This is a genomic window from Streptomyces sp. NPDC046862 (assembly GCF_040704615.1).
GTDB lineage: Bacteria > Actinomycetota > Actinomycetes > Streptomycetales > Streptomycetaceae > Streptomyces.
In genome coordinates this window covers 176,097-188,291 of record NZ_JBEYXP010000015.1, presented here as the reverse complement: position 1 = coordinate 188,291, position 12,195 = coordinate 176,097, and the positions used below count along the sequence as shown (strand labels likewise).

Genomic DNA, 12,195 nt, shown 5'->3' with positions numbered 1-12,195 from the left:
CATGAGTGCAACGAAGGGATCTCCGTCGCACACCGAACAGGTGCTGGCCGCGGCCGGGCGGCGCCTGCGCGCCCAGCGGCCCGCTTTCGACGTCGTCGCCGGGCTCCACCGTCTGGCCCGCGACGCCGGCTATATCCCCGTGACGGACACCGTGCCGTCCGTCTCCCGCGCCTTGCGCGATCTCGAAGAGTTCGTCAGCTGGAGCCTGGACCAGCCCGGAGCCGCCACCCACGTCGAGCGGCTCGCCGTGGCGATCGGGGAGCCGCCCTACAAACTGCTGACGCGCGATCAGGACACCCAGGAAGTCGACCTGGACGGCGCGCACATCTTCGCCTGCATGCTCTATGTGGCCGACCATCCCGAAAGCGCCCAGTTCTGGTGGCGGTTCGCCGCCGGTGCCGGTAACAGCGCCAGCGCCTTTTGCCTTCATCTGCTGCACCACGGCCGTGGCGAGACCGCGGAGGCCGAACACTGGCGCGACATCCTGCTGAACGTGGTCGACCTGGACGACGACCCTGACGTGGAGGAGGCGTTCGTCACCGCGGTCGCCAACTTCGCCGCCTACACGCGACGTCACCGGCCGCCGGCCCCCGTCACACCAATCCTGGATGCCGAAGTGCGTCGGCTGGCCACCCGCGATGACGCCGACGACCGCCTCGTCTGCCGACCCGACGCCGGTCTCGCCCGGCGCCTGCAGGACTGCGCTCGATCCCACTGACCCCACAGACGAAAAGCCCGCCCGCAGTCCCGGTTCCCGGGCCAATGGCGGCCGGCAGGCTCTCCATCACGCCCCTGAAGGACGAACTCGCCATGACGCGTAGACCCCGAACCACCGTCCCGGCTACGGAATCGCGCCGTAAGCGTCGCCTGCGCGAGGCCGCCGCCTTTTCCCTGCTGCGCGGCCTGGCTTACGGGCTTGGCACCGGAATGGCCGCACTGCTCCTGTACTGGCTCCAGCAGTACCTGTGAAACGGATGTCCTGGCTGGGAGAACGTGATGTCGTGTTTGAGTCTGTTGTGTAAGGGTGGGCGGCGACCACCGACCGCTGTCGCCGTCCGGAAGAGGGAGCCAATGACCCGTTCGTCCGAGCCCTCCCTGCTGCCGTCGCTCACGCTGCGTGGGGCCGACGGCCGTATCTGGCTGCAAGGCAGCACGGTGTGGCTGGACCGGGACGGTGTTCGCCGACGGATACCGCTCGAGGCGATCGTGCAGGCGCGGGTGACGGGAGCCTCGCGGCGGTCGGTCGAGATAGTCGTGCGAGGTTCCGGTGGGGTGCCGGGCCCGGTGTTCGCCATCACAGGTCGGGACGCCTCTGGTGCGGGCCGCATTGTCGAGGCGGTCAACGGTGCTCTGCCGGAGCGTGCGGGGCGGGCCGCCGCTGGGGGTGCGGAGTTGGTGGAGGTGTTTCCGGCGGAGCCGGCCTCCAGGCGTGGGGACCCACGGGCTCGCGCCGTGGCATGTGCCTTTCTCGCGGTCTATGCCACAGGGCTGGTGGTGCTGGCGGTGGCGGGGGGCTCTGCCCCGGCGATGTTGTGGGGTCTGGGAGTGATGCCCCTCGCCCTCGGCCTGATGATCGTCGGAACCGCGGCCGTGGCGTTGCGCGACCGATGGGTGCTGCGCGATCGGGGCGTGAGGGTTGTGGCGGTCTTCGAGCGCTCCGCGCGCAGGAAGCAGTACTTCCGGTTCATCGACCAGGAAGGAGTCTCCCGGGAGATCCTCGCCGACTACGCTGCCAAGCGGCTCGATGGTCGGCCGCAGCGCATCGAGGTCACCTATGATCCTCAGCGCCCGCAGCGGGCTCTCGCTCAGCTCCGTGTGTCGGCCCTCGTCCTGAGAACCCTCGGAGTTGTGGTGTTCGGACTTCCCATCCTGGCCATCGGGCTCTACATGGTTCCGTACCAGTTGGTGACACTGCTGTAGGCGCATCACGGCTGGTCACGGCCGCGCTCTTCCCGCGCCCGCGGCACGAGGGTCGGTGAGGGTACGGGCTGTAGAAGCGAGTCGCGGCCGAGTGGCCCGGGCGGGGGCGCGCACGGGACTGCCACCGCCCGGGCGGCAGCGGGCCGGCGGAGGCGTTCCGTCGGCGTGGCGGCCCAGGGGGCGGTCAGCGCACCGGCAGCGACCGGGTGTGCTCGATGCGCACCGCGTCCAGGTCCCGCGGGTTCAGGCCGAGAAGCCGCAGCATCGTCGGTGCGATTTGCGTGGTCCGCACCGGAGTGTTGACGCGCACGTCGTGCGGGGTGGCGGCGCCGTGGATGACGAGCGGCACGTCGAGGTCGTCGGCGTGTGCTCCGCCATGCTCGGCGATCTTGCTCTTGCCGCCGGTGTAGACCACGCCGTACTGGCTGATGCCGAACACGTCAGGCACGCGCGGGTCGCCCGGCCGGGCGTGGAAGTACCGGGCGGCATCTGCACCGGCGTACACGGTCTTCAGGCCGCTCGCCGTGAACGGCTTGGCGGCTCCGTCGTTGCCGTTGCCGTTGCCGGACTGGGCGAGCAGGAGGTTTTGGCGAACTTGACGGCGGCCTGGGAACGGTCGTTGAGCCACAGCAGCATGGCGTCGTCGTCCACGGCGTGGGCGACCAGGTCACCGGCGCCAGGGTGGGCGGTCTTCCAGGCGGCGTTGAGGCCGTCGAGCAGTGGCCCGTCATCGATGCGGGTCAGCGACTTGGGGTCGGTGGGCGACTGGCCGTGCTTGGAGGACAGGATGACGGTCGTGCTGTCGTCGAGGCCCCGCTTGTGGATCTCATCGAGGAACGCCCCGACCTCCTGGTCGACGAAGTCGAGGTTCTTCGCCAGCAGTGGTCCGGGTATGCCGGGCGTGGCGTAACCGCCCGTCAGGCCGTTGGAGACGGGCAGCTTCTGGGCCGTCGACACGGACTGGAAGTTCATCCCGAAGACCGCCGGGACGCCGGTCTTGTGGGAGCCGCTGTGGTCGTATCCGTCGATCTCGTTGAGGACGGCCTTCACCTTGTACGCGTCGTACTGCTCGGTCGCGGCGTTGTCCTTCGTCCAGTCCTCGCCGGCCGGGTAGCCGATGGCCTGGCTGTTGATCTCCGGGGCGAACAAGTCCTGGATGCCGTTGCCGGATGGCCCGGTGAGGATGTCGTAGGCGACGTGCTTGTCCGACCACGCGGTGCGCAGCCCGGCCTCACGGGCGACGTTGAAGACCGTGTTCACCTTGAGGTAGGAGTGCGGGTAGACCGGCTTGCAGGTCTTCGGGTCGACGGGCAGCTTCGCCGGGTTGATGAGGCCTGCGGCGTCGCCGGTCATGCTCAGGATGCTGCCGGGCAGGTCAGGAAGGCCCTGGCCCGCGTCGAGGGAGTTCTGGTTCTTGTCGAGGTCCTCGGTGAGGTCGACCTCGGCGCCCGGCTCGACGCCTGCGCAACTGGTGGTACCGGCCGGGAGCAGGGCGTTGCTGTAGGTGTCGTCGTAGTACACGCCCGTGACGCCCGGGTCTCCGCCGGTCAGCTGGCCCACCATGCCGGGGAAGGAGTCGGAGGGAACGGTGGTTCTCGCGTGCGTGTACTCCACACCATCCCCGGCCAGGCGGGCGAGCGTGGAACGGGGGTGCTGTGCCACGTACCAGGCCAGGTCGGACTGGTGCAGGCCGTCGACCGAGAGCAGCAGGACGTGCCGGGAGCGGGGCGCGGGGGAGGCCGAGGCGGGGCCGGCGGTCATGGTGGTCAGACCGCCGACGGCGGCGAGCGCGGCAGCAGCAGCCGCGATGGGAGGGAGGGGGTGTCGGGACACGGTGGTTCTCCTCAAACTGTGCGGAGCTCGTGACCTGGCGGATCACGCACCGACATTCGAGAGGGAGAACGTGTACGGAATCGGACTTGCGTCCCGGATTCAGCCAAAGAACTTCATCTCGGTGCGTAAAGCCCGACGCGAGGGGCCGCGAAGGCCTGAGGGCCACGACGGAGGGGCGTGCCGTCGACATCAAGGTCGGCCGCGCCCTCTACTCGGTTCGGGGGTCGAAACTACCCCCGGCCGTGCCGTAGTTCACACCGTGCGCGGCTGCCCGGGTGGAACAACCGCGCCTGGTTCCCCGTTGACTCGTACGTGACTGCGGAGGGGACAGTGTCCCCGGGCCTCACCTATTGCTCATGGGGACGATCGTCCGGCTGAAGCCCCATGAAGCCCATCGCCGCGAGGCGACCGCCCTCCGCACGTCACCTCGTTCTGCCCCGGCTGGTCTCCCCCGTCCAGCCGGGGCTTCGTCATGTCCGGCCTGATCGGGGGGAGGGAGACGACGCCGAGTTTGGCGTCGGCTGCGAAGCGCCACCAGAAGCGGCGCCGTTGCTGTCGCCGACGAGGCGAAGCAGGCAGCCGAAGACGAGGGCTCAGTCGACGAAGTCGGCGATGAGGGTGGCGAAGTCGTCGGGGGTGGTCAGGCGGATGCCGAGGGTTTCGGCCTTGGCGCGCTTGGATCCGGCGCCTTCCCCGGCGACGACCAGGGTGGTCTTCTTGGAGACGCTGGAGGAGGAGCGGCCGCCGGCGCGTTCGATGAGTTCGTTCATCTGGTTACGGCTGAGCTTCTCCAGCGGGCCGGTCATCGCGCCGGTGACCACGACCGTCATTCCGGCCAACGGCGTCACCGCCCCCTCCGCGGCCTCCGGACTCTCGCTGTCCGCGGTGTCGCCGGCCGTGGGGGAGGGCGGGACGGCACCGGGTTCGGTCATGTTCACCCCGGCCGTGACGAGTTTGTCGATGAGCGGGGCGAGTTCGGCGAGTTCGGCGACGATGGACGGGGCCTTCTCGGTACCGATGCCTTCGACCTGCTGCATCGTTTCGGCGTCGGCGGCGCGGATGGTTTCCATGGTGGCGAAGTGCCGGGCGATACGGCGGGACATCGAGCGGCCGGTGCCGCGGATCCCGAGCGCGCACAGCACCCGTGACAGCGGCTGGTCCTTGGCCGCCGTGATCGCGGCGAGGAGGTTATCGGTGCTGGTCTCGCCCATCCGCTCCAGGCCGAGGAGCTGGTCGCGGGTGAGGGCGAACAGGTCGGCGAGGTCGGCGACGAGGTCGGCTTCGACGAGCTGGACGACGCGGGTGTGGCCCAGGCCCTCGATGTCGAGCTGGTCGCGGCCGGCGGCATAGGTGAGGGAAGCGACGAGGTGGCAGTTGCGGCCGTTCTCGCAGCGCCAGCGCTGTTCGCCGGTGTCGATGCCGGCACCGCAGCGTGGGCATGCCTCGGGGAAGGCGATGGGCTGTTCGTCGCCGGTGCGCAGGTGGGCGACCGGGGCTTCGATGCGGGGGATGACGTCGCCGGCGCGGTGGACCATGACGTGGTCGCCCAGGCGCAGGTCGCGGCGGGTGATGTCGGACGGGTTGTGGAGGGTGGCGTAGGTGATGGTGGCGCCGTCGATCTCGACCGGCTCCAGCACACCCCGGGGCGCGATGATGCCGGTGCGGCCCACGTTCCACTCCACCTCCAGCAGCCGGGTGATCTTCTCGACGGCCGGCAGCTTGTAGGCGATCGCCCAGCGCGGTGCGCGCGATCCCGATCCGGCGGCCTGCTGGTCGGCGGCCAGGTCGGCCTTGATGACGATCCCGTCGATCCCGAACGGCAACGCCGCCCGCAGCGCGGCGACCTCCTTCACTCGCGCCAGGACCTGCTCGGCCGTGTCGGCGGTGACGCCGGGCACGTCGGTCGAGGCGGTGGTGTTCACCCCGTATGCGGCGACCTGCGCCATGAGGTCGCTGTGCGACAGCTCGCCCATCCGCTCGGCCAGGGAGGCCTCGGTGTCGGCAAGGGGTAGCAGGCCGTAGCCGAAGAACGTCATCGGCACGGTGTAGGCACGGTCTTTTGCCCGCAGGGTGCCGGCGGCGGCGTTGCGCGGGTTGGCGAACGGCTGCCCGCCATGCGCGGTACGTACCTCGTTGGCGTGCTCGAACTGGGCGGTGGTCATCAGGACTTCACCGCGCACCTCCACCGTGACCGGCTCCGCCAGATTCTGCGGCAGACCCTCGATCGTGCCGATGGCGTGCGAGACGTCCTCCCCGGCCGTCCCGTCGCCGCGCGTGATCAACCGGCTCAGGCGGCCGCGGGTGTAACGGACGGCTATCGCCAGGCCGTCCAGCTTCGGCTCGACACTGAACCGCTCCACCTCGCGGCCGATCCGCCGGGCCAGCGACGCTGTCCAGGCGGTGAACTCCTCCGGCGAGAACACGTTGTCCAGGCTCAGCATCGCCACCGTGTGCGGAACATCGCCTTCCACGGCCCCGCCGGCGACCTTCCCGGTGGGGGAGTCGGCCAGCACCTGATCGGGGTGCTCGGCCTCCCACACCGCGATGCCACGCACCAGCCGGTCGTAGGTGTCGTCGTCCAGCGTCGACGTACCGCCCGCGTAGTAGGCGGCCGACGCCTTCACCGCGTCCTCGACCGCCTGCGCGTAGGCGGCGGCATCCACGATCTCTGCAGCAGGTGATGTCATGCCCGTCATCCTGCACCCCACCACTGACAACGACCCTGGCACGCCGGTTTCCCAGGCGAGCCCGTCGACCGGCCGCGGCGCGACGGGCGATTCCCCGTGCTTCTCCAAAGAGTTCGGTCGTGGCCGGCGCATCGGCGACCCAGCGGCTTTACGCGGAGGGCGGCGATGTGATCAACTGCGCCCTTTCACGGACAGGCAGCCTCTGGGGAGGGGCTGTGGGGAGGGGAGGGCGCCGTCGTGCGTACCGATGTCGAGGAGACGGTCCAGCCGTGCCCGGAGTGCGGGGCGGAGATCCGCGTGGACAGCCGATTCACCACGTGGTGCTCGGCCTGTGACTGGAACGTGGATCCTTCGCTGAGCGAGGAGGACGAGGGGCGGCTGGAGACGCTGCGCCGCGCCCTGGCCCGTCGTCACGGGGAACAGCTGCTCGCCGAGATGAGCGCTGGTCAGGAGCGGCGTGCCGGACAGGATGTGGCCGGCGTCGTGGCGTTCGGGATCGCGGTGGTGGTCCATGGCATGACCGTCGTCCTCGCCGCAGGGGGGATCTGGCTCGTCGCGAGCGGCTGGATGGGCGCAGGCATGGTGCTCGGCCTGTTCCTGCTGGCCCTGGCGTGGACACTGCGGCCGAGGCTGTCCCGGCTGCCTGAGGACGGTAGGGTCCTGCGGGCCGACGCCCCTGAGTTGTACGGGCTGATCGACGAGGTCGCCCGTGTGGTGGGGACCGGAGGCGTGGACGTCGTCGCCGTCAACGCCGAGGTGAACGCGAGCGTGATGCCCTACGGAGTGCGGGGACGTCTGCTGACTCTGGGACTGCCTCTGTGGGAGATCCTGACCCCGCAGCAGCGGATCGCCCTGCTGGGCCATGAACTCGGGCACTACAGCAACGGCGACACGCGCCGCGGTCTGGTGGTGGGAACCGCGTACCGGTCGCTGACCACGTGGCGCTTCTACGTCGATCCGATCGCGAACCCCAGCCTGGTCGAGATGTTGATCAATTGTGTGTACGTCGTGCCCCGCTCGGTGGTCCAGGGGATCTTGATACTGCTCGACCAGCTGACAGTGCGTGCCGCACAGCGTTGCGAGTACCTCGCCGACTCGATGGCCGCCAGAGCCGGCTCCACCGAGGCCGCGGTCGAGCTGATGGACAAGCTCCTCGTCGTCGAGTCGGTCGCCACCACGCTGCGACGGGAGGTCAACCACCGTCGGCTGGGGCGGCGTGGCGGCCCGGTGAGCCGTGGCCGGAGCAGCGGCGAAGAGAGCATGAAGAACAACCCGGCTGAGGGGCTGTGGGAGGCGCTCGCCGATCATGTGTCGTCGATTCCGGACCACGAGTACGAGCGTCAGCGTCGCGTCGGCGCGCGCCGGGGGCACAGCGTGGACTCGACCCACCCGCCGACCCATCTGCGACGTCAGCTCCTGCTCGGTGGTGTGTACGTGACCGCGTCGGTGGTGGCGGATGACGACCAGGCGCGCCGGATCACCGCCGAGCTGGAGGGCGCGCGCACCTCATTGGCCCGGCAGGTTGTCAGAGACGGCTTCGACGGCTCGTAGGCTCATAGGCTCAGGCCCTCACGCAGATGGTGTGTTCGGCGGGTCAGTGTCTGCCGCTCGGGGCCGGCTTCCGCCCTGCAGCGGCTGTGGGCCGCCACCGTTTTCTCCACCGCCCGTGCCGGGCCGTTCCACACCCGTCCAGTCCAGTCCAGTCCAGTGCAGGGCGGTGTCGGTGTCCGACTGACGTCTGCTTCGGAGAGGCGTAAGGGCCGCGCCCGTGTGGGTGCGGCCCTTACGATGACAGGAAATCAACCGGTTCTTACGTCATCCGCGTCACTGGTGGTGCGGTGACGTCAGGTAGTGCTGCCTGAGGAGCTCCTTTCCGTAGTCGTTGCCGTTGGGGGTGCGGATGATGGAATGGACGTGCTTCTGGGTCGGACCACTGCCCTGCGTGGCGCCGTACGCGCCGGCGAGCGGTCCCGGTGCCTGGCAGTCCACCTCGATCCACACCACCGGGCTGTGCACCCGGACGTAGAAGGCGTCGTCGTCGCCGGTTCCGCCGGCCCAGGTGACGTACGTGTCGCCCAGGTGTTTGCGGACCTCGGCCAGCTTCACCTTCGCCACGTCGGCCTTGGCGCGGCCGACGAACGCCCGCACGATGTCGAGGAGCTTGGTCTTCTGGGCGGCGGTCAGGGCGTTGCCCCGGATGCCGGTGTACTCCTGGACCGTGTTGTCGGAGAACGCGCCCGCCTTCATCGACTCGTTGGACTTGCTCGAGGACTCGATCGCGACCGCCTGCTGTGCCTCGGTGAGGGAGCTGATGAAGGCGAGGGACGCCACGACCTCCTCGTGGCAGACGGTCACCGTCTCGCCGTCGATCTCCATGGAGGTCGGTTCCGAACCCCAGAAGCAGGGGCTCATGACGACCTGGCTGCCGAGGACGAAGTAGTTGACGACGAGGTGGTGGCCGTCGAACTGGAAGCCCCAGGGCTCGGTCGCCGACGGGGTGCCCATGAGGGTCCAGTAGTAGGCGTCCTCGTTGAAGGCGGTGGTGTTGTTGATCGCCTCGCCGGCCGCCTGGTTGATCTTTCGGATCTTCTCGGTGGTCTTCAGGCCGTCGGCGCTGAGGGCCGACTCCAGGAGGGCGGTGCCCAGGGCCTTCTGGTCATCGCTCAGGTCGGCGAGGGAGACGCCCTGACGTTCGTAGGAGTCGATATTGCTCCACAGCCGCCACTCGGTGGAGTGGACCGTGAACTGCGCCGAGGTCTTCTGGTCGTCGCTGAGCCCGTCCAGGAAGGCGTTGGCGGCGGCGATCACCGGGGCGGTCCTCACACCCGTGGAGTGGATCGTGAACAGGTCGTCGACGCGCTTGCCATCGGTGGTCAGGCCGAAGAAGTCCTCGGTGATCGACTGGTTGCCGGGGCCGCCGGTGCCGCCGCCCGGGCCGCCGCTGGGAGCACCGCTCGGGGCTGCGCTCGGGCTTGCGGACGCGTCGGCAGCAGGGGTGGCGTCGTCGGCCATCGCGGCCCAGGCTCCGGCACCGCCCATGGTCGCGACGGCGGTGGCGCCGCTGGCGAAGAAGACCTTGCGCATGAAGTTGCGGCGGCTCGCGTGTGCACGGCTGCCGGTTTCGGACTGTGGCTCGTGGGCCGTCGGCTCACCGGTGTCGAGCTCGCTCATCGTCGCTGCTTCCCTTCGTCCTGGGCACATCCACGCTGGACGGCCGCCCGGTGATCACTCTGGGGCAGCGAACTGAGGCCGAACTGAAGCGGAGGCGGTCCGCCCGTGGAATCGGCACGCGGGGGAGGACACAGGGAGGGGCTGACCTGTGTGTCTGTGGAGGCGCTTAGAGTTCGCGGCAGTGTGAGGGGGCTACATGCTGGGCGCTGAGCCCGTGCTGGGCGACCGAGCCTGTGCGGGGTGCCGGCTCAGTGCGCGATCGTGGGGAGCGTGATCGAGAACTCCGTTCTCCCCGGCTCGCTCTCCACGTCGAGCCGGCCCCCGTGCGCCTGTGTGATGGCTGCGGCGATGGCCAGGCCAAGGCCAGCGCCGCCGTCCTGGCCGGAGGCGCGGGACCGGGAGGCGTCGGCCCGGGTGAAGCGTTCGAAGACCGAGGGCAGGAGGTCGGGCGGGATGCCGGGGCCGTCGTCGCGGACCCGGATGACGCAGTGCGTGCCCGTGGTCTCCACGATGACGGTGATCTTCGTGCCCACGGGTGTGTGTACACGGGCGTTGGCCAGCAGGTTGGCCACCACCTGGTGGAGGCGGGACGCGTCGCCGACGACCGGGGTGGGTACGTCGAGGCGGAGCGAGAGCTGCCACTCGTGGCCGCTGCTCGCGGCTTGCGCGTCCCACACGGCCTCGGCGACCAGGGTGGCCACGTTCACCTCGGCCGACTGCAGCGGCCTGCCCTCGTCGAGGCGGGCGAGCAGCAGCAGGTCCTCGACGAGTCCGGTCATCCGGGCCGACTGGGCGGAGACACGGCGCCAGGCCAGCGCCGGTTCGATCGTGAGGGTGCCCCGGTCCATGATTTCGGCGTAGCCGGCGATCGAGGCGAGTGGTGTGCGCAGTTCGTGGCTGGCGTCGGCGAGGAAGCGGCGCATGCGTTCCTCGGTCCGCTGGCGTTCTGAGAGAGACGATTCGACGTGGTCGATGAGGCGGTTGAGCGCGATGCCGACCTGGCCCACCTCGGTTCCGGAGTCGGTGAAGGATGAGGGGACGCGGGTGAGACCGGTGATCTCGCCGCGGTTCAGCGGCGTACGCGAGACCTCGGCGGCGGTGGCGGCAACCCGGCCGAGCGGGCGCAGTCTGCGCCGTACGACCACGGCCGAGACACAGGCCGCGCCGATGAGCCCGACGGCGGCGATCACGGACTCGGCCACGACCAGACCGTTGATCATGCGCTGCACGTTGCCCATGGGCAGCCCGGCCAGGACGGGGACCCCGTCATCGCCGATCGCGGTCAGCCGGTAGGTACCCAGGCCGGGGATCGCGCGTGTGTGCAGCGACCCGTCCGCGGCGAGTCCGTCCAGCGCGGCGCGCTGGGTGGCGGTGAGGACCTGCTGGTGTCCGTCCTCGGTCACCACCTCGGCGGCGAGGACGGCACCGCTGTCGTCGAAGCGTGCGGCAAGCGTTCCGGCAGGCTGCCCACGCTCGTTGAGGAAGCCCAGATCGCTTGCTCCGCCCGTCCGGCGCTGGAGCCCGCCCTGGCTGCGCTCGGCGGCGTCGGTGACCCGCTGGTCCAGATCCCCGATCAGATAGACGCGCTGGACGAACACGGTGGTCAGCGCCATGGCCGCGCACACCACGACCAGGGTCACACAGAAGAAGAGCACCAGACGGGCCCGCAACGAGCGCCCCCGCACACGGGCACGGCGCTCCCCCCTCTCGGTCTTCGTCTCAGTCTTCAGCGGCCCGGATCGCATACCCCACCCCACGGACGGTGTGGATCATCGGAGCCCGTCCCTTGTCGATCTTCGCACGCAGGCCGTAGACGTAGACCTCCACCAGATTCCCTCCGCCGTCGAACGACGCGTTCCACACGTGGTCGAGGATCTGCCCCTTGCTGAGCACCTGGTGCGGGTGGCTCAGCAGGAACCGGAGCAGATCGAACTCCTTGGCGGTCAACGGGATCGGCGTTCCGCCGCGCTGCACTTCACGGGTTCTCTCCGCCAGCACGAGGTCACCCAGCACACGTACGGAACCTTCATGCTCAGCTTCGCCGACACCGGTACGCCGTAGCAGCCCGCGCAGCCGCAGCATGACCTCCTCAAGGGAGAACGGCTTGGTCACGTAGTCGTCGGCGCCCGAGGACAGCCCGTCGATCCGGTGTTCCAGGGCGTCGCGGGCGGTGAGCATGAGCACGGGAAGCCGCGCGTTCTCGCGCCGCAGACTACGCAGTACCTCAACCCCGTCCACGTCCGGCAGCATCCCGTCCAGGACAACGACGTGCGGGGCGCAACCACGCGCCAGCCGCAGCGCCCCCTGGCCGTCCTCCGCCGTGAACGGCCGCCACCCTGCCTCGGTGACGGCCGCGGACAACAACTCGGTGAGTTCGGGCTCGTCGTCGACGATCAGCACACGAACAGTGCCTTCGCGTGCCAGAGAGGTGCCAGTCATCCCTCGACTCTTCCTCAGCAGACTGTGGACAGGCTGTGCGGCCGCATGGGCCCTGCACTCCGGCGTGACCACGATGCTGGACTGGTACCAGGTCGCGCAGAGCCACGAGCAAGAGGACGCCGCTGTCGCCTCGCTGCGGGACGCA

The 12,195-nt window shown here is 69.6% G+C and carries 10 protein-coding genes; 4 read left to right on the top strand and 6 right to left on the bottom strand.

Annotation, left to right across the window (positions count from 1 at the left end; translation table 11 throughout):
* Position 1 precedes the first annotated feature (1 nt).
* From AB0959_RS19155 to AB0959_RS19145, 3 genes are all read left to right on the top strand, one after another.
* Positions 2-718, top strand: a complete 717-nt coding sequence (locus AB0959_RS19155; protein ID WP_366827577.1) for a hypothetical protein — start codon at positions 2-4, stop codon at positions 716-718.
* 92 nt (positions 719-810) lie between these two features.
* Complete coding sequence (locus AB0959_RS19150; RefSeq protein ID WP_366827575.1) at positions 811-969, top strand: hypothetical protein; 159 nt, start codon at positions 811-813, stop codon at positions 967-969.
* Positions 970-1,071: 102 nt separating this feature from the next.
* Entirely contained in the window at positions 1,072-1,920 is an 849-nt protein-coding gene (locus tag AB0959_RS19145) for a hypothetical protein (protein ID WP_366827574.1), read from the top strand.
* 184 nt (positions 1,921-2,104) lie between these two features.
* Here the strand turns inward: AB0959_RS19145 and AB0959_RS19140 are convergent, their stop codons facing one another.
* From AB0959_RS19140 to ligA, 3 genes are all read right to left on the bottom strand, one after another.
* Positions 2,105-2,425, bottom strand: a complete 321-nt coding sequence (locus tag AB0959_RS19140) for a hypothetical protein (RefSeq protein WP_366827573.1) — start codon at positions 2,423-2,425, stop codon at positions 2,105-2,107.
* Positions 2,426-2,430: 5 nt separating this feature from the next.
* A complete protein-coding gene (locus tag AB0959_RS19135) occupies positions 2,431-3,753 on the bottom strand; it encodes an alkaline phosphatase family protein (protein WP_366827572.1) in 1,323 nt (440 codons plus the stop codon).
* 593 nt (positions 3,754-4,346) lie between these two features.
* Positions 4,347-6,440 carry an NAD-dependent DNA ligase LigA gene (ligA, locus tag AB0959_RS19130; RefSeq protein WP_366827571.1) on the bottom strand — a complete coding sequence of 698 codons (2,094 nt, stop codon included), beginning with the start codon at positions 6,438-6,440 and terminating at the stop codon, positions 4,347-4,349.
* A 237-nt stretch (positions 6,441-6,677) separates the two neighbouring features.
* Between ligA and AB0959_RS19125 the strand changes: the two genes are divergently transcribed.
* Positions 6,678-7,991, top strand: coding sequence for a M48 family metallopeptidase (locus AB0959_RS19125; protein ID WP_366827570.1), 1,314 nt, complete (start codon positions 6,678-6,680; stop codon positions 7,989-7,991).
* Between the two features lie 273 nt (positions 7,992-8,264).
* Here AB0959_RS19125 and AB0959_RS19120 read toward each other — a convergent pair whose 3' ends face one another.
* The 3 genes from AB0959_RS19120 to AB0959_RS19110 all read right to left on the bottom strand — a co-directional run bounded on the left by AB0959_RS19120 (position 8,265) and on the right by AB0959_RS19110 (position 12,050).
* Positions 8,265-9,611 (bottom strand): DUF3500 domain-containing protein, encoded by a 1,347-nt coding sequence (locus tag AB0959_RS19120; protein ID WP_366827569.1) that lies wholly within the window; start codon positions 9,609-9,611, stop codon positions 8,265-8,267.
* A 248-nt stretch (positions 9,612-9,859) separates the two neighbouring features.
* On the bottom strand, positions 9,860-11,356 hold the full coding sequence (locus AB0959_RS19115; protein WP_366827568.1) for an ATP-binding protein: 1,497 nt from the start codon (positions 11,354-11,356) through the stop codon (positions 9,860-9,862).
* Positions 11,331-12,050, bottom strand: coding sequence for a response regulator transcription factor (locus AB0959_RS19110; RefSeq protein WP_366827567.1), 720 nt, complete (start codon positions 12,048-12,050; stop codon positions 11,331-11,333). The genes AB0959_RS19115 and AB0959_RS19110 overlap by 26 nt, the downstream gene beginning before the upstream one ends.
* Between the last annotated feature and the right edge of the window lie 145 nt (positions 12,051-12,195).

Bases quoted from the DNA above. Each gene is read 5' to 3' on its own strand.
- AB0959_RS19155 (WP_366827577.1), top strand. From the start codon at position 2: ATGAGTGCAACGAAGGGATCTCCGTCGCACACCGAACAGGTGCTGGCC.
- AB0959_RS19150 (WP_366827575.1), top strand. From the start codon at position 811: ATGACGCGTAGACCCCGAACCACCGTCCCGGCTACGGAATCGCGCCGT.
- AB0959_RS19145 (WP_366827574.1), top strand. From the start codon at position 1,072: ATGACCCGTTCGTCCGAGCCCTCCCTGCTGCCGTCGCTCACGCTGCGT.
- ligA (WP_366827571.1), bottom strand. From the start codon at position 6,440: ATGACATCACCTGCTGCAGAGATCGTGGATGCCGCCGCCTACGCGCAG.
- AB0959_RS19120 (WP_366827569.1), bottom strand. From the start codon at position 9,611: ATGAGCGAGCTCGACACCGGTGAGCCGACGGCCCACGAGCCACAGTCC.
- AB0959_RS19115 (WP_366827568.1), bottom strand. From the start codon at position 11,356: ATGCGATCCGGGCCGCTGAAGACTGAGACGAAGACCGAGAGGGGGGAG.
- AB0959_RS19110 (WP_366827567.1), bottom strand. From the start codon at position 12,050: ATGACTGGCACCTCTCTGGCACGCGAAGGCACTGTTCGTGTGCTGATC.